The 25,241-nt window shown below is 59.6% G+C and carries 26 protein-coding genes and 1 pseudogene; 13 read left to right on the plus strand and 14 right to left on the minus strand.

Going from position 1 to position 25,241, the window contains the following annotated elements; translation table 11 throughout:
- Window positions 1-4: 4 nt before the first annotated feature.
- From EYC95_RS12825 to coaBC, 7 genes and pseudogenes are all read right to left on the minus strand, one after another.
- Window positions 5-388, minus strand: a complete 384-nt coding sequence (locus tag EYC95_RS12825; protein WP_131060686.1) for a hypothetical protein — start codon at window positions 386-388, stop codon at window positions 5-7.
- Window positions 375-947, minus strand: a complete 573-nt coding sequence (locus tag EYC95_RS12830) for a hypothetical protein (RefSeq protein ID WP_131060687.1) — start codon at window positions 945-947, stop codon at window positions 375-377. Before EYC95_RS12830 ends, EYC95_RS12825 begins: the two co-directional genes overlap by 14 nt.
- An 18-nt stretch (window positions 948-965) precedes the next feature.
- Entirely contained in the window at window positions 966-1,226 is a 261-nt protein-coding gene (locus EYC95_RS12835) for a hypothetical protein (RefSeq protein ID WP_131060688.1), read from the minus strand.
- 189 nt (window positions 1,227-1,415) lie between these two features.
- The gene (gene argB, locus EYC95_RS12840) at window positions 1,416-2,321 is read right to left on the minus strand and encodes an acetylglutamate kinase (protein WP_131060689.1); all 906 of its coding nucleotides are present in this window, start codon (window positions 2,319-2,321) and stop codon (window positions 1,416-1,418) included.
- 39 nt (window positions 2,322-2,360) lie between these two features.
- Window positions 2,361-3,764, minus strand: a pseudogene (locus tag EYC95_RS12845) (phosphomannomutase/phosphoglucomutase); the annotation flags it as partial.
- Window positions 3,765-4,106: 342 nt separating this feature from the next.
- Complete coding sequence (dut, locus tag EYC95_RS12855; RefSeq protein WP_010465200.1) at window positions 4,107-4,562, minus strand: dUTP diphosphatase; 456 nt, start codon at window positions 4,560-4,562, stop codon at window positions 4,107-4,109.
- 5 nt (window positions 4,563-4,567) lie between these two features.
- The gene (coaBC, locus tag EYC95_RS12860; protein ID WP_077748581.1) at window positions 4,568-5,776 is read right to left on the minus strand and encodes a bifunctional phosphopantothenoylcysteine decarboxylase/phosphopantothenate--cysteine ligase CoaBC; all 1,209 of its coding nucleotides are present in this window, start codon (window positions 5,774-5,776) and stop codon (window positions 4,568-4,570) included.
- A gap of 137 nt (window positions 5,777-5,913) precedes the next feature.
- Between coaBC and radC the strand changes: the two genes are divergently transcribed.
- On the plus strand, window positions 5,914-6,588 hold the full coding sequence (radC, locus tag EYC95_RS12865) for a DNA repair protein RadC (RefSeq protein WP_131060692.1): 675 nt from the start codon (window positions 5,914-5,916) through the stop codon (window positions 6,586-6,588).
- Between the two features lie 129 nt (window positions 6,589-6,717).
- Here radC and EYC95_RS12870 read toward each other — a convergent pair whose 3' ends face one another.
- On the minus strand, window positions 6,718-8,304 hold the full coding sequence (locus EYC95_RS12870) for an ABC transporter substrate-binding protein (RefSeq protein WP_131060693.1): 1,587 nt from the start codon (window positions 8,302-8,304) through the stop codon (window positions 6,718-6,720).
- Between the two features lie 446 nt (window positions 8,305-8,750).
- Between EYC95_RS12870 and rpmB the strand changes: the two genes are divergently transcribed.
- Together rpmB and rpmG are read left to right on the plus strand one after the other, a co-directional pair.
- Window positions 8,751-8,984, plus strand: coding sequence for a 50S ribosomal protein L28 (rpmB, locus tag EYC95_RS12875; protein WP_007894701.1), 234 nt, complete (start codon window positions 8,751-8,753; stop codon window positions 8,982-8,984).
- An 11-nt stretch (window positions 8,985-8,995) separates the two neighbouring features.
- The gene (gene rpmG, locus EYC95_RS12880; RefSeq protein ID WP_007894709.1) at window positions 8,996-9,151 is read left to right on the plus strand and encodes a 50S ribosomal protein L33; all 156 of its coding nucleotides are present in this window, start codon (window positions 8,996-8,998) and stop codon (window positions 9,149-9,151) included.
- A gap of 191 nt (window positions 9,152-9,342) precedes the next feature.
- Here rpmG and EYC95_RS12885 read toward each other — a convergent pair whose 3' ends face one another.
- A complete protein-coding gene (locus EYC95_RS12885; protein WP_131060694.1) occupies window positions 9,343-9,705 on the minus strand; it encodes a cupin domain-containing protein in 363 nt (120 codons plus the stop codon).
- Between the two features lie 237 nt (window positions 9,706-9,942).
- Here EYC95_RS12885 and EYC95_RS12890 point away from each other — a divergent pair, with 237 nt between their 5' ends.
- Both EYC95_RS12890 and EYC95_RS12895 read left to right on the plus strand, forming a co-directional pair.
- On the plus strand, window positions 9,943-11,436 hold the full coding sequence (locus EYC95_RS12890; RefSeq protein ID WP_131060695.1) for an aldehyde dehydrogenase: 1,494 nt from the start codon (window positions 9,943-9,945) through the stop codon (window positions 11,434-11,436).
- 160 nt (window positions 11,437-11,596) lie between these two features.
- Window positions 11,597-12,742: an MFS transporter gene (locus tag EYC95_RS12895; protein ID WP_131060696.1), complete on the plus strand. Its 1,146-nt coding sequence runs from the start codon at window positions 11,597-11,599 to the stop codon at window positions 12,740-12,742.
- A gap of 136 nt (window positions 12,743-12,878) precedes the next feature.
- Here EYC95_RS12895 and EYC95_RS12905 read toward each other — a convergent pair whose 3' ends face one another.
- On the minus strand, window positions 12,879-14,447 hold the full coding sequence (locus tag EYC95_RS12905; RefSeq protein WP_131060697.1) for a phospholipase D family protein: 1,569 nt from the start codon (window positions 14,445-14,447) through the stop codon (window positions 12,879-12,881).
- Window positions 14,448-14,507: 60 nt separating this feature from the next.
- The gene (locus EYC95_RS12910; RefSeq protein WP_131060698.1) at window positions 14,508-15,941 is read right to left on the minus strand and encodes a PLP-dependent aminotransferase family protein; all 1,434 of its coding nucleotides are present in this window, start codon (window positions 15,939-15,941) and stop codon (window positions 14,508-14,510) included.
- Window positions 15,942-16,120: 179 nt separating this feature from the next.
- Between EYC95_RS12910 and EYC95_RS12915 the strand changes: the two genes are divergently transcribed.
- Window positions 16,121-16,366 carry a DUF1127 domain-containing protein gene (locus EYC95_RS12915; protein ID WP_131060699.1) on the plus strand — a complete coding sequence of 82 codons (246 nt, stop codon included), beginning with the start codon at window positions 16,121-16,123 and terminating at the stop codon, window positions 16,364-16,366.
- A 144-nt stretch (window positions 16,367-16,510) separates the two neighbouring features.
- Here the strand turns inward: EYC95_RS12915 and EYC95_RS12920 are convergent, their stop codons facing one another.
- Window positions 16,511-17,074, minus strand: a complete 564-nt coding sequence (locus tag EYC95_RS12920) for an NAD(P)/FAD-dependent oxidoreductase (RefSeq protein WP_371928417.1) — start codon at window positions 17,072-17,074, stop codon at window positions 16,511-16,513.
- A gap of 150 nt (window positions 17,075-17,224) precedes the next feature.
- Here EYC95_RS12920 and EYC95_RS12925 point away from each other — a divergent pair, with 150 nt between their 5' ends.
- A complete protein-coding gene (locus tag EYC95_RS12925) occupies window positions 17,225-17,578 on the plus strand; it encodes a YkgJ family cysteine cluster protein (protein ID WP_131060700.1) in 354 nt (117 codons plus the stop codon).
- Window positions 17,579-17,701: 123 nt separating this feature from the next.
- On the opposite strand, the gene EYC95_RS12930 is transcribed toward EYC95_RS12925, so the two are convergent.
- Complete coding sequence (locus tag EYC95_RS12930; RefSeq protein ID WP_003177284.1) at window positions 17,702-18,190, minus strand: Lrp/AsnC ligand binding domain-containing protein; 489 nt, start codon at window positions 18,188-18,190, stop codon at window positions 17,702-17,704.
- Between the two features lie 157 nt (window positions 18,191-18,347).
- Between EYC95_RS12930 and dadA the strand changes: the two genes are divergently transcribed.
- From dadA to EYC95_RS12960, 6 genes are all read left to right on the plus strand, one after another.
- Entirely contained in the window at window positions 18,348-19,652 is a 1,305-nt protein-coding gene (gene dadA / locus EYC95_RS12935; protein WP_131060701.1) for a D-amino acid dehydrogenase, read from the plus strand.
- Window positions 19,624-19,977 (plus strand): RidA family protein, encoded by a 354-nt coding sequence (locus tag EYC95_RS12940; RefSeq protein ID WP_131060702.1) that lies wholly within the window; start codon window positions 19,624-19,626, stop codon window positions 19,975-19,977. Before dadA ends, EYC95_RS12940 begins: the two co-directional genes overlap by 29 nt.
- Window positions 19,978-20,074: 97 nt before the next feature.
- Entirely contained in the window at window positions 20,075-21,148 is a 1,074-nt protein-coding gene (alr, locus tag EYC95_RS12945) for an alanine racemase (RefSeq protein ID WP_131060703.1), read from the plus strand.
- A 126-nt stretch (window positions 21,149-21,274) separates the two neighbouring features.
- Window positions 21,275-21,823: a cupin domain-containing protein gene (locus tag EYC95_RS12950; RefSeq protein WP_007947433.1), complete on the plus strand. Its 549-nt coding sequence runs from the start codon at window positions 21,275-21,277 to the stop codon at window positions 21,821-21,823.
- Window positions 21,824-22,004: 181 nt separating this feature from the next.
- Window positions 22,005-22,418 (plus strand): cytochrome c5 family protein, encoded by a 414-nt coding sequence (locus tag EYC95_RS12955; protein ID WP_131060704.1) that lies wholly within the window; start codon window positions 22,005-22,007, stop codon window positions 22,416-22,418.
- Window positions 22,419-22,554: 136 nt separating this feature from the next.
- Window positions 22,555-24,477, plus strand: coding sequence for an acetyl-CoA hydrolase/transferase C-terminal domain-containing protein (locus tag EYC95_RS12960; protein WP_131060705.1), 1,923 nt, complete (start codon window positions 22,555-22,557; stop codon window positions 24,475-24,477).
- A gap of 130 nt (window positions 24,478-24,607) precedes the next feature.
- Here the strand turns inward: EYC95_RS12960 and EYC95_RS12965 are convergent, their stop codons facing one another.
- On the minus strand, window positions 24,608-25,180 hold the full coding sequence (locus EYC95_RS12965; protein ID WP_010465159.1) for a xanthine phosphoribosyltransferase: 573 nt from the start codon (window positions 25,178-25,180) through the stop codon (window positions 24,608-24,610).
- Between the last annotated feature and the right edge of the window lie 61 nt (window positions 25,181-25,241).

Here is a 25,241-nt window from a genome sequence, read left to right on the forward strand (position 1 = left end):
GCGATTAACGCAGGCTGCACCATTTCGCACACAGGCGCAGGGTTAACCGGGCGTTGAACAGCGCAAACACCATCAGTGCAAACACAACCATCACGTAAAGTGTGCGATCCACGTCAAAGTCCCAAAGATCCAGCGTGCTGCTGCCCATGATTTTCACAGCGGCAGGCAAGTTGACGTAAAACAGCGCCAGGAAGGCGCTGGTCAGAGGGAGGGCGCAGGCGAACAAAACGTTCGTTACCTTTTTTCGGCTACGTGTTCTGGCGAGCGGGCCAGATTGGCTTTCATCCAGCTCCAGTGCTTCATGCAGCCTCGGCCACGCAAGGTTGAACATGAAGGTGGTCAAGGTCAGCAGCAAGCCACTGACCGCCACAATGTCACTGAACGGCATTGATCCCCAGCGTTGTGCACAGCAGGTCGTGGGAATCCTCGCTGATTTCGAACTGCCCGGCGCTGCCCTTGCGTTTGGTGATGGGTTTGAATGTTGGCTCGTTTTGAGTGATCAGCATGTTCAACTCATCACGGATGACATCAGAGCTGATTACCACCAGATACACGGTCTGAGCATGCTCCGCAGACTCAATCACAGCTCGCATGCTGTGTTGCAAGATATCGTCCAGCTGATTGCGAAACCGTGAAACTGTGTTTTTCAGCAGGGTTTTGCTCTGGCTCTGAGTGAGCTGGAAAATCGTCGATATCTGCGACTCGGTCGGCAAGGTCTGCCCGAAGTAGCTTTGAATCAGATACAGCAATCGGTCCTGTTTCGCTTCATCGGCCCGACTCGGCATGCCGCCTTCTACCAGCATTTTCAAGTATTCGGTCAGACTCGCCTTGGCGATTCGCTGAAGAGCGTGGGCGATTTCGTTGTCGGAAATCCTCAACGTCTTTTTGACCGGCTCCTTTTGCTCCTGCTCGAAAGCCTGGGCGTCGATCGTGAACGAGATCTGCATGGCTCAGTGCCTCCGACGCTATTTTTTGCTGGCAGGGTTGGAGGTTTCGACCTGTTTGATCCCGACGGGTTTGTCGGTTTTTTCCGGATATGGATCAATCACGGCGTCGCCCTGGCCGGTCAGCACTTTCCAGCCTTTGCGTGTATGAGTGTCTTCTTCGAAATAGGGGCAGGGCGGCATCGACTTCTTTGACGAGCCCGAGTATTCATGGCCGCAGTCCGCGCAAGCGTAACGGCCTGCTGAAATGTCGCTGCCGTAAGGAACGTTATCTTTTTGCATGGTGAGATCTCCTGTGGATACAGGGAAGATCCTATGCGGACTATTGCTGACGGGATGTCAGACGTTTCGCTGATTCAGGTCAGGCATTTCCTGCGCGTATAAAAAAGATCGCAGACTTCGTCAGCTCCTACGGAATATTCGTACAACCGTGGGTGCTGCCGAAGGCTGCGATCTTTTGATGTACTTGAATCAGTCACGCTTGCGATTGCTGATCAAAGTACCCACACCGGTATCGGTGAAGATCTCTAGCAGAATTGCATTCGGAACCCGGCCATCGATGATCAGCGAGCTGCCGACGCCGCCCTGAACCGCTTCCAGCGCGCAACGGATCTTCGGCAGCATGCCGCCGTAGATGGTGCCGTCGGCGATCAGATCGTCGACTTGCTGGGTGGTCAGGCCGGTCAGGACCGTGCCCGACTTGTCCATCAGGCCGGCGATGTTGGTCAGCAGCATCAGCTTTTCAGCTTTCAGCGCTTCGGCGACTTTACCGGCCACCAGGTCGGCGTTGATGTTGTACGACTCACCGTTGGCGCCAACGCCGATCGGCGCGATCACTGGAATAAAATCGCCTTTAACCAGCAGATTCAGCAGATCGGTGTTGATGCCGACTACTTCACCCACCTGGCCGATGTCGATGATTTCCGGTTGGGTCATCTCCGGCGTCTGGCGGGTCACGGTGAGCTTCTTCGCACGAATCAGCTCGGCGTCTTTACCGGTCAGGCCGATGGCGCTGCCGCCATGACGATTGATCAGGTTGACGATGTCTTTGTTCACCTGGCCGCCGAGGACCATTTCCACCACGTCCATGGTTTGCGCGTCAGTCACGCGCATGCCATCGATGAAGTGGCTCTCGATCGACAGACGCTTGAGCAGGTCGCCGATTTGCGGGCCGCCGCCGTGAACCACCACCGGGTTAATGCCGACAGCTTTCATCAGCACGATGTCGCGGGCGAAGCCGGTTTTCAGCTCCTCGCTTTCCATCGCGTTGCCGCCGTATTTGATCACCAGCGTCTTGCCGACGTAGCGGCGAATGTAAGGCAGCGCTTCGGACAGGACCTTGGCGGTGTTGGCGGCGGCTTCGCGTTCGAGGGTCATTCAGGGCTCCGGCACTTCAAATAAGGGCGCTTCAGAAGGTCAAAACGGTAGTTGGAGATCAGGTGCAACACGCTTCAGTTGGACGTGGAAAACATCCTTGATGCGCTGCAGTTCAGCCTCGTCATCGGCCTCGAAGCGCAGCACCAGCACCGGTGTGGTGTTGGACGCGCGCACCAGGCCCCAGCCTTTGGCGTAGTCGACTCGCACGCCGTCAATGGTGGTCAGGTTGGCGCCTTCGCCCCATTTCGCGTCGTGCAGTGCATCAATGATGCTGAATTTGCTCTCTTCGGTCACATGGATATTGATTTCCGGCGTAGAAATATCGTTCGGGAAGGTCGCAAACAGCTCTTCCGCAGTGGATTTTTCTTTGCTGAGGATCTCCAGCAGGCGCGCTGCGCTGTAAATGCCGTCGTCAAAACCGAACCAGCGTTCCTTGAAGAAGATGTGCCCGCTCATTTCGCCGGCCAACAGGGCGCCGGTTTGTTTCATTTTCTTTTTGATCAACGAGTGACCGGTCTTCCACATTAACGGACGACCGCCGTATTCCTTGATCAGTGGCGTCAGGCGACGGGTGCATTTGACGTCGAAGATGATCTCCGCGTCAGCGTTACGCGCCAGTACGTCGCGGGCGAACAGCATCAGCAGGCGGTCCGGATAGACGATGCTGCCGGTGTTGGTTACTACGCCAACACGGTCGCCGTCGCCGTCGAAAGCCAGGCCGAGGTCAGCGTTGGTTTCCTTGACCTTGGCGATCAGGTCCACGAGGTTTTCAGGCTTGCCCGGATCCGGGTGGTGGTTCGGGAAGTTGCCGTCGACCTCGCAGAACAGCGGGATGACTTCGCAGTTCAGCGCTTCGATCAGTTGCGGGGCAATCACGCCGGCCGCGCCGTTGCCGCAGTCGACCACGACTTTCAGGCGACGAGCCAGTTTGATGTCCTGGACGATTTCGGTGTTGTAGCGGTCGAGAATCTCGACCTGGGTGACGCCGCCCTTGCCGCTGCTCAGGTTGTTGGTCTTGAGGCGGTCGTGCAGGGCCTGGATCTGTTCGTTGGCCAGGGTGTCGCCGGCGATCACGATCTTGAAACCGTTGTAGTTCGACGGGTTGTGGCTGCCGGTCAACATGACACCGGATTTGCCGGCCAGTACGTTGGCGGCGTAATACAGCGCCGGTGTTGGCACCAGGCCAACGTCGCTGACGTGGCAACCGCTGTCGGCCAGGCCCTTGATCAATTGCTCGACCAGTTCCGGGCCGGAGAGTCGACCGTCGCGGCCAACGGAAACGTTCGGTTCGTCCTGGGCCAGGCTCTGGGCACCGATGGCGCGACCGAGCCAATAAGCGGTCTCAGCGTTCAGGAATTCCGGGACGGTGCCGCGAATGTCGTAGGCGCGGAAGATGCTGTCGGGGAACTTGGGTGCGACTTGGGCTGGGCTGCTCATTACTGGAAATGCTCCATCTCGAAGGTGGCTGGACCTGTCTGCGAAGAACTCGTCGGCAGGTGCAAACTGAAGGGTATGACGGCGTTTTCCACTGAGAGTTCGTGGTGTGTAAAGGCCATGCCACCTGCGTTTGTGGGGTAATGACCGGTCAATGCCTTGATTTTGGGCGGTAAAACTTCCAGCTGAGCTTTGTGCAAATTTCAGCAGGCCCCATACCTGTGGCGAGGGAGCTTGCTCCCGCTTGAGTGCGTAGCACTCACAAAAATCCGTAAAACTTATAGGTTTTTGGGGATGCTACGCAGCCCAACGGGGTCAAGCCCCCTCACCACAAGTTAGCCATCTATCCGATCAATGGCTGCCCGAATGCCCGAAGCCACCAGCGCCGCGCTCGGTTTCAACGAACTCTTCGACCATCTCGAAGTGCGCTTGAACCACTGGCACAAGTACCAGCTGGGCCAGCCGTTCACCGACGACCATGTTGAAGTCGGTCTGGCCACGGTTCCAGCACGAAACCATCAGCGGACCCTGGTAATCGGAGTCGATCAAACCGACCAGATTGCCCAGCACGATGCCGTGTTTATGGCCCAGACCGGAGCGCGGCAGAATCAGCGCCGCCAGGCCTGGATCGCCAATGTAGACGGACAGGCCGGTCGGGATCAGCAGGGTTTCGCCCGGCTTGATCACGGTGTCTTTTTCCAGCATGGCGCGCAGGTCGAGGCCAGCGGAGCCTGGCGTGGCGTACTGCGGCAGCGGGAATTCGGTACCGATGCGGGGGTCGAGGATCTTGGCTTGCAAAGCGTGCATGTAAATTAAACCTGGTTCAGACGTTCGGCGATAAAAGTGATCAGCTGGCGAGCGATTTTGCTCTTGCTGGTCTGGGCGAAAAGTGTGGCGTGCAGCTCACGATCGATCACGCTGCAGGCGTTTTCTTCGCTGTTGAAGCCAATGCTCGGGTTGGCGACGTCGTTGGCGACGATCAAATCGAGGTTCTTGTCTTTCAACTTGCGTGCAGCGTAATCGAGCAGGTGTTCGGTTTCGGCGGCGAAACCGACACTGAACGGACGGTCGGGGCGCGTGGCGATGGTGGCCAGAATGTCCGGGTTACGCACCATCTGTAGCAACAAGCCGTCGCCGTTCGTGGGATCTTTCTTGAGTTTCTGTGGGGCAACGACTTCCGGGCGATAATCCGCGACCGCTGCCGAGGCAATAAACAGGTCGCAGGGGATTGCGGCTTCGCAGGCAGCGAGCATGTCGCGGGCGCTGACCACGTCGATGCGGGTAACGCGATCCGGGGTCGGCAGGTGCACCGGGCCGGTGATCAGTGTCACGCGGGCGCCAGCTTCCACCGCGGCTTCGGCCAGGGCGAAGCCCATTTTTCCGGAGCTGTGGTTGGTGATGTAGCGCACCGGGTCGATGTTTTCCTGGGTTGGGCCAGCGGTGATCAGCACGTGTTTGCCGGTCAATGCCTGACGCTTGAAGCAGTCCGCCGCGCATTGGGCGAGTTCGACGGCTTCGAGCATGCGGCCCAGGCCGACGTCCCCACAGGCCTGGCTGCCGGAGGCCGGACCGAAGGCTTTGATGTCGCGGCTTTCGAGGGTTTGCAGGTTGGCTTGGGTCGCCGGGTCGCGCCACATGGCCTGGTTCATCGCCGGGGCAACGGCGACCACGGCGTCGGTGGCCAGCACCAGCGTGGTCAGCAGGTCGTCGGCAATGCCTTGGGCCAGACGGGCGATCAGGTCCGCAGTAGCGGGGGCAATCAGCACCATGTCGGCCCACTTGGCCAGTTCGATGTGGCCCATCGCAGCTTCAGCCGCCGGGTCCAGCAGGTCCAGATGAACCGGGTGGCCGGACAAGGCCTGCATGGTCAGCGGGGTGATGAACTCGCTGCCGCCACGGGTCATGACCACGCGCACTTCGGCGCCTTGGTCGATCAGGCGGCGAACCAGGTCGGCGCTCTTGTAGGCAGCAATACCGCCGCCGACGCCCAGAACGATGCGTTTCCGATACAGCCGCTGCATAGGTCTGCCTTTCATTTCGTTGATGACTGCGTGGCGATACCCCCTCCCCAGGAGTGAAATCGCTCGCAAAAAAGATGGGCTACGATATCACAGCGACCGCAATGGAACAGCGGCGCCCAAACACACATGGAGGTGCTATGAGCATTCGCGATTGGCCGGCGGCGGAGCGCCCGCGGGAGAGGTTACTTGAGTTGGGTTCTGGGAGTCTTTCGGACGCCGAACTGCTGGCGATTTTTTTACGAACTGGCGTGGCGGGTAAAAGCGCGGTGGATTTGGCGCGACACCTGTTGCAGCAATTTGGCAGCCTGCGCACGTTGCTCGAGGCCGACCTTCGGACCTTCAGCGGTGAGCTCGGGCTTGGACCGGCAAAGTTTGCGCAGTTGCAGGCGGTACTGGAAATGGCCCGCCGGCATCTGGCAGAACGGCTGCGGCGTGATTCGGTGATGGAGAGCCCGCTGGCGGTGCGTGACTATCTCAAGTCGATGCTGCGTCACGAGCCGCATGAGGTCTTCGGCTGCCTGTTTCTGGATTCCAAACACCGGGTGCTGACATTTGAGGTGCTGTTTCGCGGCTCCATCGACAACACCAGCGTGTACCCGCGACAGGTGGTCAAGCGCGCATTGGCCCACAACGCCGCCGCATTGATCCTCTGCCATAACCACCCGTCGGGCAATCCCGATCCCAGTCAGGCCGATCGGCTGCTGACCAAGCGTCTGCAAGAGGCGCTCGAGCTGGTTGATGTGCGGGTGCTCGACCATTTCATCATCGGCGACGGCGATCCGCTGTCGATGGCTGAGTATGGGTGGATGTAGCGGGGTAGCCAAAATCCCTGTGGGAGCGAGCTTGCTCGCGATTGCATTCTTTCAGTCACTGAATAGGTTGACTGACAGGACGCCTTCTCGCGAGCAAGCTCGCTCCCACAGTTTTTTGTGGTGTGGCTGTTATTTGAGGTTGACCTTCGAGTAATCCTGGCGGCCGAACGGGCTGACTGCATAACCCTCGACGTCCTTGCGCGTCAGGGCGAAAGCGGTTGGGTGCGCCAGCGGCAGCCACAGCGCCTGTTGCTGGATCTGCGCCTGAGCCTGTTCGTAAAGCTTGGTACGCACACCCTGCTCGCCGGTGGTCTTGCCGGCGCTGATCAGCTTGTCCAGGTCCTGGTTGCAGTAACGGGCGAAGTTGGTGCCGGATTTGACCGCGGCGCAGGAAAACTGCGGCGTGAGGAAGTTGTCCGGGTCACCGTTGTCGCCGGCCCAGCCCATGAACAGCAGGTCATGTTCACCGGCCTTGGCGCGGCGAATCAGTTCGCCCCATTCAATTACCCGAATCTCGGCTTGAATACCGATCTCTGCGAGGTCGGATTGCAGCATTTGAGCGCTTAGGCTCGGGTTCGGGTTGAGCAGGCTGCCGGAAGGTCGGGTCCAGATGGTGGTCTGGAAGCCATCCTTCAGCCCGGCCTTGGCCATCAATGCCCGGGCCTTTTCGATGTCATGCGGGTAACCCGGCAAGCCTTTGGCGTAGCTCCAGGTGTTGGGCGGGTACGGGCCGTTGGCGGGCTCGGCGGTGTCTTCGAACACGGCTTTGACGTAGTTGGCCTTGTCGAACGCGAGGTTGATTGCCTGACGTACTTCAGGTTTATCCAGCGGTGGATGCTGGCTGTTGATGCCGACGAACGCGGTCATGAAGGCGTCAGTCTTTTCCACTTTCAATGTCGGTTCTTTCAGCGCGGCCTTTACGTCCAGTGGCTTGGGCGACAGGGCGATCTGGCACTCGTTGCGGCGCAGTTTCTGCAATCGCACGTTGGCATCCGGTGTGATGGCGAAGATCAGCGGGTCCACCGAAGGCTTGCCACGGAAGTAGTCCGGGTTGGCTTTGTAGCGAATCGAGGCATCTTTCTGAAAGCGCGTGAAGACGAATGGGCCGCTGCCGATCGGTTGGCTGTTGAGCTTCTCGGGCGTGCCGGCCTTCAGCAGTTTGTCGGCGTATTCGGCGGAATAGATCGAGGCAAAGCCCATGCTCAGGGTCGCGAGAAAGGTCGAGTCCGGGTGATCGAGGGTGAAACGCACGGTCAACGGGTCCAGTGCATCGATCTTCTTGATCAGCGCTGGCAACTGCATCGACTGGGCGTGCGGGAAGCCGCTCTGGGCAACTTTGTGCCAAGGGTTTGCCGGGTCGAGCATGCGGTCGAAGCTGAATTTCACGTCTTCGGCGGTCAGCTCGCGTGTCGGGCTGAAGTACTCGGTGCGGTGGAATTTCACCTGCGGGTGCAGTTTGAACACATACGTCAGGCCATCGGGGGTGACTTCCCAACTGTCCGCGAGGCTGGCGACCACTTTGCCGCTGGCGGTGTCGAAGTCCACCAGGCGGTTCATCAGCACGTCGGCCGAGGCATTGGTGGTGGTCAGCGAGTTGTATTGCACCACGTCGAACCCTTCCGGGCTTGCCTCGGTACAGACGCTCAGGGCGGCGGCATGGGCCAATGGGCTCAGCAGAAGAGGGGCGAGCAGCAGCGGTAGGGCAGCGAGGCGCATGGTCGGATTCCTTTACAGATCGAAGGCCCATCTGCAAGTGCAGTCTGGAAAAGGCTTACCCTAGTGGGCTCTTTTGCAAATGACTATCCCCTTTTTCATTTTAAGGGGACTATGTGCGCTTGTTTTCGGTGCGTACTGCCTGTGCGATACCCTGAATTGGCCGGTTGGCCGATGTTCTGCGACGAGCGGTCTTTATCGACGATAGCCTTTATCCAAGGCGCTCGCAGCCTGAAAAACGGGGTTTTTATCAAGTCTGTTCACACGGAATGTTGTTGCACCTCAGTCTATCTGGTATAAAGCAGCGCTCTTTTCTAGGGGCCCGGTTCCTTCACTGTAGGTGTAGCCGGTAAGACCTCTAAAGAAACGCGGCGCCTGGCGCCAAATGACTGAGAGATTAAGCGGCCAACCCATGCCGGGTTGGGCATGTGGTTTTAGAGGGCTGAGGCATGTCGAGAGTATGTCAAGTTACCGGTAAGGGTCCGGTGACTGGGAATAACATTTCCCACGCAAACAACAAAACCCGTCGTCGTTTCCTGCCGAACCTGCAGCATCACCGCTTCTGGGTTGAAGAAGAGAAACGTTTCGTGCGTCTGCGCGTATCTGCCAAAGGCATGCGTATCATCGACAAGCGTGGCATCACTGTCGTGCTGGCCGAAATCCGCAAAGCTGGCAAGATCTAAGGGAGCTAATCATGCGTGAATTGATTCGTTTGATTTCGAGCGCCGGTACTGGTCACTTCTACACTACCGACAAGAACAAGCGCACTACTCCGGACAAAATCGAGATCAAGAAATTTGATCCGGTTGTTCGCAAGCACGTGATCTACAAAGAAGGCAAAATCAAGTAATTGATTTTTCCCTCTTACGAAAAAGGCCCGTATCGCGAGATACGGGCCTTTTTTGTTGCCTAAGGGTTTTGCGTTGGCTGTCAGGGCCTCTTCGCGAGCAAGCCCGCTCCCACATTTGATCTGCGCCGCTCACAAATCCAGTGTGGGAGCGGGCTTGCTCGCGAAGGCGTCAGCCCAGACAGCGCAAATCCTCAGGCCTTCTGTTCAAACGCCACGTAGATCTTGCGGCACGTTTCCAGCACTTCCCAAGTGCCGCGGAACCCGGCCGGGATCACAAAACGATCCCCCGCACGCACGGTTTTGCTGTTGCCGTCGTTGTCGCGCAGCACTGAAACGCCCTGAACGATCTCGCAGTATTCATGCTCGGTGAAGTTCACATGCCACTGGCCGACTGCGCCTTCCCAAACACCCGCATTCAACTGGCCGCAAGGGCTGTTGTAATGGTTGTAGACCGACTGCTCGGGGTCGCCCTTGAGGACTTTTGCCGGGTCGGGCCGGTAGCGTTCGGGTTGGGTGGTGGCCTGGCTGAAGTCGACGACATCCTGGATATTCATTGTTGTAATTCCCCGTGATTGCGGCGCGATGCCTGAAAAGACCCAAAGTCTATGTTTATTAAAATGAACATCGCAAGGCCGTTTGCCGGCCTTATGTCAAATATATTGAAACTTCACCTGCCGCTGGTTTAGGGTGGCGGTTGCCTTGGGCCGAAAAGCAGGCTGGCTGGGCAGAATTCCTGACAGCACCCGCGAAGACCGCGGGGCGCTCGTATTCAATAAGAGGAGGACACTCGTATGACCACCCTGACTCGTGCCGATTGGGAACAACGGGCTCGCGATCTGAAGATCGAAGGCCGTGCTTACATCAATGGCGAATACACCGATGCTGTCTCCGCCGAGACCTTCGAGTGCATCAGCCCGGTCGATGGCCGTCTGCTGGGCAAGATTGCCAGCTGTGACGCCGCCGATGCCCAGCGCGCTGTTGAAAATGCCCGCGCCACCTTCAATTCCGGCGTCTGGTCGCGTCTGGCGCCGACCAAACGCAAAGCCACCATGATTCGTTTCGCCGGCCTGCTGAAACAGCACGCCGAAGAGCTGGCCCTGCTTGAAACCCTGGACATGGGCAAGCCAATCAGCGATTCCCTGTACATCGACGTTCCCGGCGCGGCGCAAGCCCTGAGCTGGAGCGGTGAAGCCATCGACAAGATCTACGACGAAGTGGCCGCGACTCCCCATGACCAACTGGGTCTGGTGACTCGCGAACCCATCGGCGTCGTCGGCGCGATCGTGCCGTGGAACTTCCCGCTGATGATGGCCTGCTGGAAACTCGGCCCGGCGCTGTCCACCGGTAACTCGGTGATCCTCAAACCGTCCGAAAAATCGCCGCTGACGGCTATCCGCATTGCCGCGCTGGCCGTTGAAGCCGGTATCCCGAAAGGCGTGCTGAACGTCCTGCCAGGCTACGGTCACACCGTCGGCAAGGCCTTGGCCCTGCACAACGATGTCGACACCCTGGTGTTCACCGGTTCGACCAAGATCGCCAAGCAATTGCTGATCTACTCCGGCGAATCGAACATGAAGCGCGTCTGGCTCGAAGCCGGCGGCAAGAGCCCGAACATCGTGTTCGCCGATGCCCCGGACCTGCAAGCCGCAGCCGAGGCGGCGGCCGGTGCCATCGCCTTCAACCAGGGTGAAGTCTGCACCGCCGGTTCGCGTCTGCTGGTCGAACGTTCGATCAAGGACACCTTCCTGCCGCTGGTGATCGAAGCGCTGAAGACCTGGAAACCGGGCAACCCGCTGGACCCGGCGACCAACGTAGGCGCGCTGGTGGATACCCAGCAGATGAACACCGTGCTGTCCTACATCGAATCCGGCCACGCCGATGGCGCCAAACTGGTGGCTGGCGGTAAGCGCACGCTTCAGGAAAGCGGTGGCACCTACGTTGAACCAACGATTTTCGACGGTGTGAACAACGCGATGAAAATCGCTCAGGAAGAAATCTTTGGCCCAGTGTTGTCGGTGATTGCTTTCGATACCGCCGAAGAAGCCGTTGCGATTGCCAACGACACACCTTACGGCCTCGCCGCAGCGGTGTGGACCAAGGACATCTCCAAGGCTCACCTGACCGCCAAAGCGCTGCGTGCCGGTAGCGTTTGGGTCAATCAGTACGATGGCGGCGACATGACTGCCCCGTTTGGTGGCTTCAAGCAGTCGGGTAACGGCCGCGACAAGTCGCTGCACGCGTTCGACAAGTACACCGAGCTGAAGGCGACCTGGATCAAGTTGTAAGCACCACACAACGAAGATCCCTTGTGGGAGCGGGCTTGCTCGCGAAGGCGCCAAAACAGCCAATGACGATGTTGGATGTGATGTCCTCTTCGCGAGCAAGCCCGCTCCCACATTTGTTTTGTGTCGTCTGTGAAAAATAATATCCACAGGAGCGTGGGAAATGCGCTGGGCGACTTATTTCGCCGTGTTGGCGTCTGTCTTGAGTGTCGGCCTGGCCCTGGGTGTCAGCATGCCGCTGGTGTCGTTTCGCCTGGAAGGCTGGGGTTACGGTTCGTTTGCCATCGGCGTAATGGCCGCAATGCCGGCCATTGGCGTGCTGCTGGGGGCGAAGATCTCCAGCCATCTGGCCTCGCGCCTTGGCACTGCCAATCTGATGCGCCTGTGCCTGTGGGCCGGGGCGGTGTCCATCGGTTTGCTGGCGCTGTTGCCGAGTTATCCGGTCTGGTTGGTGTTGCGCCTGATGATCGGGGTGATCCTGACCCTGGTCTTCATCCTCGGTGAAAGCTGGATCAATCAACTGGTGGTCGAACAATGGCGCGGGCGATTGGTGGCGCTGTATGGCAGCAGCTATGCGCTGAGTCAGTTGGCCGGGCCTTTGCTGCTGGGCGTTCTGGGCACCGAACACGATTACGGATTCTGGGTCGGCGTCGGTTTGCTCACGGCGGCGCCGTTCCTGCTGCTGGGCCGCAGCGGCGCACCGACCAGCGAAGCCTGCAGCGTGACCTTCAGCGACTTGTGGGGCTTCTGCCGAGGTCTGCCGGCGATTGCCTGGGGAGTGGCGCTGTTCGCCGCGTTCGAAGCGATGATCCTGACCTTGCTGCCGGTTTATTGCCTGCGTCAGGGCTTCACCACGGAAATCGCGCTGGCGATGGTCAGCACCGTGGTGGTGGGTGATGCCTTGCTGCAACTGCCGATTGGCGCACTGGCGGATCGCCTGTCGCGACGCACGTTGTTCACCGGTTGCGCGGTGGTGCTGATGCTCTCGAGCCTGGCGATCCCGTTGCTGATCGACACGCTGCTGATCTGGCCGTTGTGGGTGCTGTTTGGCGCCAGCGCCGGGGGATTGTTCACGTTGTCGCTGATCTTGATCGGCGAACGCTATCGCGACGATGCGCTGGTGCGAGCCAATGCGCATATTGCGCAGCTGTGGGGCATTGGTTGCCTGATCGGACCGTTGGCCGCTGGTGCGGGCAGCCAGTGGATCAGCGGTCACGCCTTGCCGTTGTTGATGGCGGCGGGCGCGTTCGGGTTGGTGATTTTGCTGAGGCGCCAGGGGGCGTTTGGGGCAGTTGCCGAACCTGCCTGACGCCGAATTGCCAGGCAGCCACATCCCCATGTGGGAGCGGGCTTGCTCGCGAAAGCGGTGGGTCATCCGACGATGATGTCGACTGACCCACCGCTTTCGCGAGCAAGCCCGCTCCCACAGGGATGTTTATCGTCTGTCAGAGCATCCGCTCAAGGCCGACCGCCGTGCTGAACCAGGAATTGAACCGGCGCCACAGGCTCCCGGGTTCCTTGGTCAGCGTGTGCATCTTGCCGTCGTCTTCCGTCTCCCAGACGATCCGGTCGTTCTCCAGATTGACCTGATAACTCAAGGGCGGCGCCATACCCTCCATGGCTGCTTTGCGCACATGCGCGGCGAGTTCGGGGCTGTCCACCAACACCCCGACCTCGGTGTTCCACAGCACCGAGCGCGGGTCGAAGTTGAACGAGCCGATAAAGGATTTCTGCTGGTCGAAGATCATCGCCTTGCTGTGCAGGCTGGAATCGGAACCACGAAAGGATTTGCCGTAGAAAATATGCGGCCCGCTGCCGCCACCTTCGCCGGGCTGGCGGCGCAATTCGTACAGCTTCACGCCATGTTCCAGCAGCGCCCTGCGATAAGGCGCATAACCGCCGTGCACGGCCGGCACGTCCGTGGCTTCCAGCGAGTTGGTCAGCAAGCTGACGGAGACTCCGGCGTCGGCCCGACCGGTAAGGTAAACCAGCCCCGGCTGCCCCGGCACGAAGTAAGCCGAGATCATGATCAGTTCTTTGCTGACGCCTGTCAGCTCGGGCGCCAGTTGCGTGGTCAGCAGCAAATGCGTGTCAGGCTCGCCGTCTGACAGCACCTTGCTCGGTGCATCCCACAACGCCTGGTTCCACGCCCAGATCAGCTCCCGGCGCCAGATGTCCATGCGTGGCTGTGTGGTGTAAGTCATCAGCTGCTGATACAGCGCGTGATTCTGCTTGCGGGTTTCTTCCAGCGATTCTTCCAGGCGCGTGCGGGTATTTTGCAGGTCCTTTTGCGTCGGTTTGCTCGACAGGAATTCATCGATCGGTTTGCTCAGTGCGCTGTTCCAGTACTGGTCGAAGCTGTGGCCAAGCTGCTCGGCCACCGGTCCGACGCCGAGCATGTCGATGTCGGTGAAATTCAGGTTGGGCTTGGCGTCGAAGTATTCGTCTCCGAGGTTGCGCCCGCCGACGATGGCCGCGCTGTTGTCCGCCAGCCACAACTTGTTGTGCATGCGCCGGTGTTGCAGCGACAGGTTGAACAACCGGCCCATGGTTCGCGTCACGCCCGTGGCACGGCCCAGATGCAGCGGGTTGAACAGGCGGATCTGGATCTGCGGGTGCGCGGCAAGCGTGGCGATGATCCAGTCCAAGCCGTCGCTGGTGGTGTCATCGAGCAGGATTCTCACCCGCACGCCGCGGTCCGCCGCCTTGAGCAACTCGTCCACCAGCATCCGCGTGCTGATGCCGTCATGCACGATGTAGTACTGCAAGTCGAGGCTGCTTTGGGCATTGCGGATCAGCTCGGCACGGGCCATGAAGGCTTCGCCGCTATTGGACAGCAAACGAAAACCGGACTTGCCCTCATGGGGCGCGGCCTGGGCCTGAATTGAACGGCCGAATGCCGAATCGCTGGCGGGCAGGGCCTGGCTCGGTTCGCGTTGAACGTCGAAGCTGGCGCAACCGCCCAGGAACGAGGCGAGTAACAGAAAAGCGAGCAGGGGCTGTCTGACTCTCACGTGGGATCGTTCCGATTGGCGGCAGATGTCGGCATATGGACGCCGGTTTCCTCAGAAAGGTCAGTCGGTGATGCGATCCGTTTCCGCCAGCAGTTTGATCGCTGCGGCGCCGACCTTTCGCACGGCCTCTTCGATCAGCGGTGTTGGCTTGGCAGCGTAGTTCATCCGCAGGCAATTGCGGTACTTGCCCGAGGCGGAAAAGATGCTGCCGACGGCAATCTGTACGCCTTGATCGTGCAGGGCGCGATTCAGTTTCAGGGTGTCGAAGCCTTCCGGCAGCTCAACCCACAACATGAAGCTGCCTTGCGGGCGACTGGCGCGGGTGCCGGCGGGAAAGTAGCGTGTGACCCAGTCGATCATCATGTCGCGATTGCGCTGGTATTGCGTGCGCATCCGCCGCAAATGCGGTTCGAAGTGACCGGCCTTGAGGAATTCGGCGATGGCAATCTGCGGTTGCGGCGCAGTGGAGCCAGTGCTGATGTATTTCATGTGCAGCACCCGTTCCAGATAGCGGCCCGGCGCTACCCAGCCGATACGCAGACCGGGCGCCAGGGTCTTGGAAAAGGAACTGCACAGGAGGACGCGGCCGTCTTCGTCGAAGGATTTGATCGTGCGTGGACGCGGGTAGCTGTAGGAAAGCTCGCCATACACATCGTCTTCGATAATCGCCACATCGAAACGCTGTGCAAGCGTCAACAACGCGCGTTTGCGCGACTCCGGCATGATGTAGCCCAGTGGGTTATTGCAGTTGGGGGTCAACTGTATGGCCTTGATCGGCCACTGCTCCAGGGCCAGTTCGAGCGCATCGAGGCTGATCCCGGTGAGCGGGTCGGTGGGGATTTCCAGGGCTTTCATGCCCAGGCCCTTGAGGGTCTGCATGGCGCCGTGAAAGCTCGGCGAGTCCACCGCCACAATATCCCCCGGCTCGCAGATGGCGCGAATGCTGGTGGACAGCGCTTCGTGGCAACCGGTGGTCACCACCAGGTCGTGGGCCGTCAATTGGCAACCGGAATCGAGCATCAGGCGGGCGATCTGTTCGCGCAGTTCGAGGGTGCCGTAGATGTTGTCGTAATACAGGCCGGGCATGTCCTGCCGACGGCTGATTCGCGCCAGGTTGCGCAGCAGCGGTTTCATAGTCGGCGTGGCGATGTCCGGCATGCCGCGACCCAGTTGCACGACATCCTTGCGGGGGACGGCGCGGATCAGTTCCAGCACCTGATCCCACTGCGAAATATCCACCGGGCGCTGGGCCGGGCGGCCAATGGCCGGCAGCTCCGGCAGTTCGCGACCCACCGGTACGAAGTAGCCGGACTTGGGTTTGGGTGTCGCCAGCCCGCTGTCTTCCAGCACGCGATAGGCCTGCTGCACCGTGCTCAGGCTGACCCCGTGCTCGACACTCAACGCCCGCACCGAGGGCAGCCGGTCACCGGGGCGATAGAAACCCTGTTCGATACGCATGCCGAGTAATTCGGCGAGGTTGACGTAAAGGGTCATGGCGCAGTCTCGGAGTGGGTGATTCGGTTAACCAATACAGATCGGGCGAAAATATAGGATTCAGACGCTAAATCGGTAAATCTGTATGGAGTTAATACAGATACTTTGAATCTGTAATGCTTTTCGCCGTCCGCGCATCATGAAAGCTCTGGCTACCCAAGTAAACAGGAGCAATCAAAATGAACGGCTTGAGCGATGTGCGGCTGACGATACACAGTCAGGAACTGGCGGCAGGGCAAATAAACGGTGCACGCGAGGCAGTGATGCGCAACGCACCGTCCGGCCTGAGTCGCTGGGGCCTGTTCTGGCATCGTCTGCACACGCGCAAGGCGTTGCTGGAGCTAACGCCGCCGCAGCTCAGGGATGTCGGGTTGAGTCGGGAGCAGGCGCGGGAGGAGGGGCTCAAGCCTTTCTGGCGGATCTAAGTTTTGCGGTGTTCGTTAGATCCATTCGCGAGCAAGCCCGCTCCCACATTAGGTCTTCAGCGAGCACAGATTTTGTGTTCGACGACGATCTAATGTGGGAGCGGGCTTGCTCGCGAAGGCGTCGTCACTGACGCCACAAATCTCTCAGACCAACTCTTTAAGCCGATGCCACAACATCCCCAACGCCAACAACGGCGAACGCAGATACCTGCCACCCGGAAACGTCATATGCGGCACCTTGGCAAACAGATCAAACCCACCACCCTGCTGCCCACTGATCGCCTCGGCCAACAACTTGCCCGCCAAATGCGTGGCATTCAACCCATGCCCGGAATACGCCTGGGCGTAATACACATTCGGCTGGTCCTTGAGTCGCCCGATCTGCGGCAGGCGGTTGGCGCCGATGCCGATCATCCCGCCCCATTGATAGTCGATCTTCACCCCGCCCAGTTGCGGGAAGACTTCCAGCATCTTCGGCCGCATGTACGCGCCGATGTCCTTCGGATCGCGACCTGAATAGTGGCAGGCACCGCCAAACAGCAAGCGGCGATCCGCCGAGAGTCGGTAGTAATCCAGCGCCACCCGTTGATCGCAGACCGCCATGTTCTGCGGCAGCAGTGAGTGCGCCAGTTCTTCACTCAACCGGATGATCGGGCTGCGACAGGCTGCTGGCGGCGTAGTAAGAGGCGGTGTGCTGGGCACGGGCATTCATGTGAGCGTCCCTGATTCAGTGTCTAGAAAATTTGACGGAGCATAAGCCGGACCTTTCGGCACGGGCAACACTGGTCGCTTGTTGCTGTCTGGATCGCGACTTTTGCGTCAGAATCGCGCTCTATTCCGCTTTGGGTCATCGCTTCGATGAGTTGCAACACTCAGAAAATTCGCACGCTTCGGCAGCAGATTCCCTCGTTCGAGTGCGTGCCCGGCTGCCATGACTGCTGTGGGCCGGTGACCACCTCACCGGAAGAAATGTCTCGCCTGCCGCGCAAGACCCGGGCCGAGCAGGATTCGGCGATGGATGAACTCAACTGCGTGCACCTGGGGCCCAATGGCTGCACGGTGTATGACGAGCGACCGCTGATTTGCCGGTTGTTTGGCACCACCAAGACCTTGCCATGCCCGAATGGGCGGCGGCCGGTGGAGCTGATTCATCCGCGGGTCGAGAAGCAGATTCATGAGTACATGGCTTCTACCCGGCAGGTGTTGGTCTAGCCAGTTGAACCGAGTTGCGGCCTTCGCGAGCAAGCCCGCTCCCACATTGGATTTGTGAACGACACCAATCCAATGTGGGAGCGGGCTTGCTCGCGAAGGCGTCCGGACAGGCGCCAAAAAGTCTCAATCCGGGATCGGCAGGCTCAAACTCTCTTTCACCTCTTCCATCACGATATAGCTCTTCGACTCCCGCACATGCGGCAGCTTGAGCAGGATATCGCCCAGCAATTTGCGGTACGAAGCCATCTCGGAGATCCGCGCCTTCACCAGGTAGTCGAAATCCCCTGACACCAAATGGCACTCCAGCACGTGGGGCAGTTTCAGCACCGCACGTCTGAACTCTTCGAAAGTATCGCCGGATTTGTAGTCGAGGCTGATCTCGACGAATACAAGGAGACTACCCTTGAGGTGCTGCGGATTGAGCCGGGCGTTGTAGCCCATGATGATCCCTTCGCGCTCCAGCCGCCGGACGCGCTCGGTACACGGCGTGGTTGAGAGCCCGACCTTTTCCCCCAGCTCGGTGAAGGAGATGCGCCCGTCCGCTTGCAGGATCCGCAGAATGTTGCGGTCGATCTTGTCCAGCTCACGTTTCGTTTGAGTGTTGGTACGCATAGGGGATGCGCCTCCGTGAAAAGGGTTTTTGCCGAGAATTCTCGCCAAATATAGGCAGTTATATAGTGAAAAGCACTGCCTAATCTTTTTTACACTGCGCACATCAATGCTCTACAACTACGAACGTCAGCGGCGAGCCGCGATGAGGGATATGAAAATGCGCGTTATGGTCTTGGGTAGCGGCGTCATCGGTACCACCAGTGCTTATTATCTGGCGCGTGCCGGGTTCGAAGTGGTGGTGGTGGACCGTCAGCCGGCCGCTGCCATGGAGACCAGTTTCGCCAACGCCGGGCAGGTCTCGCCGGGTTATGCCTCGCCGTGGGCGGCGCCGGGCGTACCGCTCAAGGCCATCAAGTGGCTGTTGCAGCGCCACGCGCCGCTGGCGATCAAAGCCACTGCCGATATCGACCAATACCTGTGGATGGCGCAGATGCTGCGCAACTGCACCGCCAGCCGTTACGCGGTGAACAAAGAGCGCATGGTCCGTCTGTCCGAGTACAGCCGTGACTGCCTCGACGAATTGCGCGCTGAAACCGGTATTGCCTACGAAGGCCGCAGCCTTGGTACTACACAACTGTTCCGCACCCAGGCTCAGCTCGACGGCGCCGCGAAAGACATCGCCGTACTGAAAGAGTCCGGCGTGCCGTTCGAATTGCTCGACCGCGCCGGCATTGCCCGCGTTGAGCCGGCCCTGGCCAGCGTGACCGATATCCTCGCCGGTGCCCTGCGCCTGCCGAACGACCAGACCGGCGACTGCCAGATGTTCACCGTTCGACTGGCCGAAATGGCCGTGAAACTGGGCGTGGAATTCCGCTTCGGTCAGGACATTCAGAAGCTCGACTACGCCGGTGATCGCATCAACGGCGTGTGGATCGACGGCAAGCTGGAAACTGCTGACCGCTACGTGCTGGCACTCGGCAGCTACTCGCCGCAACTGCTCAAGCCGCTGGGCATCAAGGCCCCGGTGTATCCGCTCAAGGGTTACTCCCTGACCGTGCCGATCACCAACCCGGCGATGGCCCCGACGTCGACCATTCTCGACGAGACCTACAAGGTCGCGATCACCCGTTTCGACAACCGTATCCGCGTCGGCGGCATGGCTGAGATAGCCGGTTTTGACCTGTCCCTGAACCCGCGTCGGCGCGAAACCCTGGAGATGATTGTCAACGACCTTTATCCTCAGGGCGGTGATCTGGCCCAGGCGAGTTTCTGGACCGGTCTGCGTCCGACCACCCCGGACGGCACGCCAATCGTTGGCGCCACGCCGTTCAGCAACCTGTTCCTGAACACCGGCCACGGCACGCTCGGCTGGACCATGGCGTGCGGTTCCGGCCGTTTGCTGGCTGACCTGATGGCGAAGAAATCGCCGCAGATCAGCGCCGAAGGCCTCGATATTTCCCGTTACGGCACCAAACTTCAGGAGTCCGCAAAACATGTCAATCCAGCGCCAGCTCACCAATGAGCGCATGAGCCAGATCGTTGTCCACAGCGGCACCGTTTATCTGGCAGGGCAAGTCGGCGACGACATGAGTGCCGGGATTGAACAGCAGACCCGTGAAACCCTGGCCAATATCGAGCGTTTGCTCGATCTGGCAGGCACCGACAAGAGCCGTTTGCTGTCGGTGACGATTTTTCTGAAAGACATCGACGCGCATTTCGAAGGCATGAACGCAGTCTGGGACAAGTGGCTGCCAAAAGGCGTTGCCCCGGCCCGCGCGACTGTTGAATCGAAACTGTGCGAACCGGAAATCCTGGTTGAGCTGTCGGTTGTTGCCGCTCTGCCGTAAGCCTGTCAGAAAGATCCCTCTCCCGGTGCTGTTTGGCGGTTTACGCCGTCAGCCAGCGCCGGTTTTTATTCCCATGACCGCCTAGAAGCCTGCCGCCATGCGTCCAGCCCGTGCCCTGATCGACCTTCAAGCCCTGCGCCACAACTTCCAGATCGCCCGTGAACTCACCGGGGCCAAGGCCCTCGCGGTGATCAAGGCCGATGCCTACGGCCATGGCGCGGTGCGTTGCGCCCAGGCGCTGGAAGCCGACGCGGACGGGTTTGCCGTGGCCTGCATCGAAGAAGCGTTGGAGCTGCGCGCGGCGGGCATTCGTGCGCCGGTATTGTTGCTGGAAGGTTTTTTCGAAACCGATGAGCTGTCGCTGATCGTCGAGCATGATTTCTGGTGCGTGGTGCATTCGTTGTGGCAGCTTGAAGCCATCGAGAACGCCGCGTTGAGCAAGCCGATCACGGTCTGGCTCAAACTCGATTCGGGCATGCACCGGGTTGGCCTGCATCCAAAGGATTATCAGGCGGGTTATCAACGGCTGCTGGCCAGCGGCAAGGTGGCGAAGATTGTCTTGATGAGCCACTTCGCCCGTGCCGATGAGTTGCATGAGCAGGCCAGCGCCGAACAGGTTGCGGTGTTTGAAGCGGCGCGTCAGGGGTTGTCCGCCGAGGTCAGCCTGCGCAATTCGCCGGCGGTGCTGGGTTGGCCGCAGATTCCGAGTGACTGGGTGCGCCCGGGCATCATGCTCTACGGCGCCACGCCGTTTGAAGAAGCCAACGCCGTGGCCTCCCGTCTGCAACCGGTGATGACCCTGGAATCGAAAGTGATTTGCGTGCGTGAACTGCCGGCCGGCGAGCCGATTGGTTACGGCGCCAAATTCATTACCCCCAAGCCAATGCGTGTTGGCGTGGTGGCCATGGGTTATGCCGATGGTTACCCGCGCCACGCACCGACCGGCACGCCGGTGATGGTCGCCGGGCAGCGCAGCCAGTTGATTGGCCGGGTGTCGATGGACATGCTTTGCATCGATCTGACCGATGTGCCGCAAGCCGGCCTGGGTTCGACCGTCGAGTTGTGGGGCAAAAACATCCTCGCCAGCGAAGTGGCCGCAGCCGCTGACACGATTCCCTATCAGATCTTCTGCAACCTGCGCCGCGTGCCAAAGCTCTATTCCGAGGGTTAGCGGTCAGCGGTCCGTACCGGAAGTCTACTGGCTGAACAGGATTCAGGCCAAAGTGTTGTAAATACTGAACGCTGTCGCCATGATAACGCTCAATATTTCTACAACCTGAATCTTGGAGGCGCAAGCTTGGACGTCGGTGAACGACTGCAATCCATCCGTAAGCTCAAAGGTCTTTCTCAGCGTGAGCTCGCCAAGCGCGCGGGTGTCACCAACAGCACGATTTCCATGATCGAGAAGAACAGCGTCAGTCCCTCGATCAGTTCGCTGAGGAAGGTACTGGGCGGGATTCCCATGTCCATGGTCGAGTTCTTTTCCGAAGAGATCCTGCAGGAAAAACCGACGCAGATCGTCTATAAAGCCAACGAGCTGATCGATATTTCCGATGGCGCAGTGACCATGAAGCTGGTCGGTCGGGCGCATCCGAGCCGGGCTATCGCATTCCTCAATGAAATCTACCCGCCTGGCGCCGACACCGGTGACGAGATGCTCACCCATGAGGGCGAGGAAACCGGCATTTTGGTGGAAGGGCGACTGGAGCTGGTGGTCGGTCTCGAAACTTTTGTGCTCGAAGCCGGCGACAGCTACTACTTTGAAAGTACCAAGCCGCACCGTTTCCGTAATCCGTTCGATGCGCCGGCGCGACTAATCAGCGCAGCTACTCCAGCGAATTTCTAAGAAAAGAGGCGTCCCGCCAGCATTGCGGAGGTGCCCGAGTTGTTTTTCCGCCACGCATAAGACCCCTTCGACTTTAGGGTTGTTTCAGTGCGGCGGGCTTACCGCTATACTTGCGCCCGCCTGCGAACCGTGGCCGTGGGCGTGACTAGCCACCATTGAGGGTGAACGCGTGAACCTAATTATGAAAATGCTGGCTGCACCAGCAACCGTATTGGCCCTATGGGCTGTCAGCGCTCAAGCTGCGACGAACGACGATATTGCAAAACGCCTTGAGCCCGTCGGCCAGGTTTGTGTGACGGGCAAAGAGTGCAAGGGGATGGAAGTCGCTGCTTCGGCGGGCGGCGGTGATGCCAAAACCCCTGACTCTGTGATTGCGAAACATTGCAACGCTTGCCACGGTACCGGCCTGTTGGGCGCGCCGAAAGTCGGTGATGCGACAGCCTGGGGCGACCGCGCCAAGAAAGAAGGCGGCCTTGACGGCTTGCTGGCGAAGGCGATCTCCGGCGTCAACGCGATGCCGCCTAAAGGTACCTGCGCCGACTGCTCTGATGCAGATCTCAAGGGCGCCATCCAGAAGATGTCCGGCTTGAAATAAGCCTCCGTCTTGAGCGAAAAAGCCGCTTGCGAGCGGCTTTTTTGTGCCTGCGATTTGTGTTCGGGGACTATTCTTTGCAGCAAAGGCCCGGCAAGCTCGGTCCAACCCCAATTCACGGAATGTTAGGGAGGATCAGATGGTGCAGCTGTGTTCTATCGAGCAGGCGGTCGATGATGTGTTGGCACGGTTGCCGGCGCATATTCACATGGGCCTGCCCCTCGGTCTGGGCAAACCCAACCACTTCGTCAACGCGCTGTTTCAGCGCATCGCGCAACTGCCAGAACGGCAGCTGACGATCTACACCGCCCTGTGCCTGGGCCGCCCGTCCTTGGGTGACGGTTTGCAAAAGCGCTTTCTCGAACCCTTCATCGAGCGAGTGTTCGGCGATTATCCGGAGCTGGATTTCCTCGCCGGCCTGCACAAAGACAGTCTGCCGGCGAATATCCATGTTCAGCAATTCTTCATGCAGCCCGGCAGCCTGCTCCATAGCGCGTCGGCCCAGCAGGATTACGTCAGCAGCAACTACAGCCACGCCGCGCGGGACATCAACGCGGCCGGTTTGAACCTGGTCGCGCAACTGGTGGCCAGCCATTGCGAGCATCCCGATCGCCTCAGCCTGAGCTGCAACCCGGACATCACCCTCGACCTGTTTCCGATGATCGCCAAACGCCGGGCGGCAGGGGAGACGATTCTGTTGGTGGGGCAAGTCCACAACGACTTGCCCTATATGCCCGGAGACGCCGAAATCGGCATCGACGCCTTCGACCTGCTGATCGACGAGAAGGACAACACCACGCTGTTCTCCACGCCGAACATGCCGGTGGGTTTCCAGGATCACTTCATCGGCCTGCACGCCAGTACGCTGGTGCGCGACGGCGGCACCTTGCAGATCGGCATCGGTGCCATGGGCGATGCCCTGACCGCTGCGTTGTTGGCGCGCCAGGCCGACAGTGACGGTTACAAGGCGTTGCTGGCGGATATCAATCTCAGCCAATGGGCGCAGTTGATCGAGCGCGAAGGCGGAATCGAACCTTTCGCCAAGGGCCTTTACGGTTGCAGCGAAATGTTTGTTAACGGCTTGCTGGTGCTGGCCGATGCCGGGATCGTGCGGCGCAAGGTCTACCCGGACGTGCCGACCCAGCAACAAGCCAATGCCGGCACCCTGGACGAGGCCGCGCAAACTGACGGCATCAGCGTGCATGGCGGGTTTTTCCTCGGGCCGCGCAGTTTCTACGAGCGCTTGCGCGAGCTACCGCAAAGCAAGCGGCTCGAATTCAATATGACCCGCATCAGCTACATCAACGAGCTTTACGGTCAGGAAGAGCTCAAGCGCCTGCAGCGCCTTGATGCGCGATTTATCAACACCGTGTTCACCATGACCTTGCTGGGTGCCGGTGTGGCGGATCAGCTCGAAGACGGGCGGGTGCTCAGCGGTGTTGGCGGGCAGTACAACTTCGTTGTCCAAGGTCATGCGCTGGAAGGCGCACGTTCGGTATTGCTCCTGCGCAGCTGGCGCGAATCGGGCGGTGAGGTGAGTTCGAACATCGTCTGGGAGTACGGCCATTGCACGATCCCGCGGCATTTGCGGGACATCGTGGTCACCGAGTACGGCATCGCCGATCTGCGGGGCAAGACCGACGCGGCAGTGATCGAGGCGTTGCTGAACATCAGCGACTCACGCTTCCAGTCGGGGTTGATCGAGCAGGCGCAAAACGTTGGCAAGTTGCCGAAGAATTTCCGTATCGATCCGCGATTTGCCGACAACAGCCCGGAGCGCTTGCAGGCAATTCAGGCGCAGCATCCGCAGCTGTTTCCGGAGTATCCGTTGGGCTGTGATTTCACGGCGCAGGAGAAGGATCTGTTGCGGGCGCTGAACTGGTTGAAGAGCAAGTTCAAGCTCACGGAGATTCTGGAGTTGGGCAAGGCTGCGCTGGATGCGCCGCAGGCGTCGGAGTTTCCCGAGCATCTGGAGCGGATGCAGCTGACCAATCCGGAAGGGCTGAAGGAGGATTTGTTTCAGCGGCTGCTGCTCACGGGCCTTAAAGCCACCGCGCAGTAACGGTTAACCGAAATCAAAATGTGGGAGCGGGCTTGCTCGCGAAGGGGTCGCGACAGTCGACATCATAGGTGACTGACACGGCCCCTTCGCGAGCAAGCCCGCTCCCACATTGGTTTTGAGGTGTTGCGGGTTACTCGATGAAGGTTACAACGCCGCCAGCCAGGGACTGAACCCGAGCCAACGACTCAACCCGATAACCCTGCGCATCAAGCTCCGCACGACCACCCTGGAACGACTTCTCGATCACGATCCCCAAACCCGCCACGGTCGCACCGGCCTGTTTGATGATCGAGATCAGCGCCTGGGACGCCTTACCGTTGGCCAGAAAGTCATCGATGATCAGCACGCGGTCGCTGCTGGTCAGGTGGCGCGGGGAGATGGCCACGGTGCTTTCGGTCTGCTTGGTGAACGAGTAAACGGTCGCCGACAGCAGGTTTTCGGTCAGGGTCAGGGATTGGTGCTTTCGAGCAAAAATCACCGGCACGCCAAGGTTCAGGCCAGTCATGATCGCCGGGGCAATGCCCGAGGCTTCGATGGTGACGATTTTGGTGATGCCCGAGTCCTTGAACAGCGCAGCGAACTCGTCGCCGATCAGCTTCATCAGGGCCGGGTCGATCTGGTGGTTCAAAAAGGCGTCTACCTTCAGGACCTGATCGGAAAGCACGATGCCTTGTTCGCGAATTTTCTGGTGCAGTGCTTCCATGAAGCGTTCCTCTACTGGCGCCGGGTGCGCCTAGCTTGTAAAAAGTGTTTGGTTAAAAAGT

The sequence above is a fragment of the Pseudomonas sp. BGI-2 genome (assembly GCF_004310295.1).
Lineage (GTDB): Bacteria > Pseudomonadota > Gammaproteobacteria > Pseudomonadales > Pseudomonadaceae > Aquipseudomonas.

Excerpts from the sequence above, each read along its gene's own strand:
- EYC95_RS12960 (WP_131060705.1), top strand. The coding sequence starts at position 22,555 with ATGGTGCAGCTGTGTTCTATCGAGCAGGCGGTCGATGATGTGTTGGCA.
- EYC95_RS12920 (WP_371928417.1), bottom strand. The coding sequence starts at position 17,074 with ATGCCCGTGCCCAGCACACCGCCTCTTACTACGCCGCCAGCAGCCTGT.
- EYC95_RS12915 (WP_131060699.1), top strand. The coding sequence starts at position 16,121 with ATGAACGGCTTGAGCGATGTGCGGCTGACGATACACAGTCAGGAACTG.
- EYC95_RS12835 (WP_131060688.1), bottom strand. The coding sequence starts at position 1,226 with ATGCAAAAAGATAACGTTCCTTACGGCAGCGACATTTCAGCAGGCCGT.
- EYC95_RS12870 (WP_131060693.1), bottom strand. The coding sequence starts at position 8,304 with ATGCGCCTCGCTGCCCTACCGCTGCTGCTCGCCCCTCTTCTGCTGAGC.
- EYC95_RS12955 (WP_131060704.1), top strand. The coding sequence starts at position 22,005 with ATGAAAATGCTGGCTGCACCAGCAACCGTATTGGCCCTATGGGCTGTC.
- EYC95_RS12890 (WP_131060695.1), top strand. The coding sequence starts at position 9,943 with ATGACCACCCTGACTCGTGCCGATTGGGAACAACGGGCTCGCGATCTG.
- dut (WP_010465200.1), bottom strand. The coding sequence starts at position 4,562 with ATGCACGCTTTGCAAGCCAAGATCCTCGACCCCCGCATCGGTACCGAA.
- rpmG (WP_007894709.1), top strand. The coding sequence starts at position 8,996 with ATGCGTGAATTGATTCGTTTGATTTCGAGCGCCGGTACTGGTCACTTC.
- EYC95_RS12930 (WP_003177284.1), bottom strand. The coding sequence starts at position 18,190 with ATGCGTACCAACACTCAAACGAAACGTGAGCTGGACAAGATCGACCGC.
- alr (WP_131060703.1), top strand. The coding sequence starts at position 20,075 with ATGCGTCCAGCCCGTGCCCTGATCGACCTTCAAGCCCTGCGCCACAAC.
- coaBC (WP_077748581.1), bottom strand. The coding sequence starts at position 5,776 with ATGCAGCGGCTGTATCGGAAACGCATCGTTCTGGGCGTCGGCGGCGGT.
- EYC95_RS12895 (WP_131060696.1), top strand. The coding sequence starts at position 11,597 with ATGCGCTGGGCGACTTATTTCGCCGTGTTGGCGTCTGTCTTGAGTGTC.
- rpmB (WP_007894701.1), top strand. The coding sequence starts at position 8,751 with ATGTCGAGAGTATGTCAAGTTACCGGTAAGGGTCCGGTGACTGGGAAT.
- radC (WP_131060692.1), top strand. The coding sequence starts at position 5,914 with ATGAGCATTCGCGATTGGCCGGCGGCGGAGCGCCCGCGGGAGAGGTTA.
- EYC95_RS12910 (WP_131060698.1), bottom strand. The coding sequence starts at position 15,941 with ATGACCCTTTACGTCAACCTCGCCGAATTACTCGGCATGCGTATCGAA.
- EYC95_RS12965 (WP_010465159.1), bottom strand. The coding sequence starts at position 25,180 with ATGGAAGCACTGCACCAGAAAATTCGCGAACAAGGCATCGTGCTTTCC.
- dadA (WP_131060701.1), top strand. The coding sequence starts at position 18,348 with ATGCGCGTTATGGTCTTGGGTAGCGGCGTCATCGGTACCACCAGTGCT.
- EYC95_RS12825 (WP_131060686.1), bottom strand. The coding sequence starts at position 388 with ATGCCGTTCAGTGACATTGTGGCGGTCAGTGGCTTGCTGCTGACCTTG.
- argB (WP_131060689.1), bottom strand. The coding sequence starts at position 2,321 with ATGACCCTCGAACGCGAAGCCGCCGCCAACACCGCCAAGGTCCTGTCC.
- EYC95_RS12925 (WP_131060700.1), top strand. The coding sequence starts at position 17,225 with ATGAGTTGCAACACTCAGAAAATTCGCACGCTTCGGCAGCAGATTCCC.
- EYC95_RS12885 (WP_131060694.1), bottom strand. The coding sequence starts at position 9,705 with ATGAATATCCAGGATGTCGTCGACTTCAGCCAGGCCACCACCCAACCC.
- EYC95_RS12940 (WP_131060702.1), top strand. The coding sequence starts at position 19,624 with ATGTCAATCCAGCGCCAGCTCACCAATGAGCGCATGAGCCAGATCGTT.
- EYC95_RS12830 (WP_131060687.1), bottom strand. The coding sequence starts at position 947 with ATGCAGATCTCGTTCACGATCGACGCCCAGGCTTTCGAGCAGGAGCAA.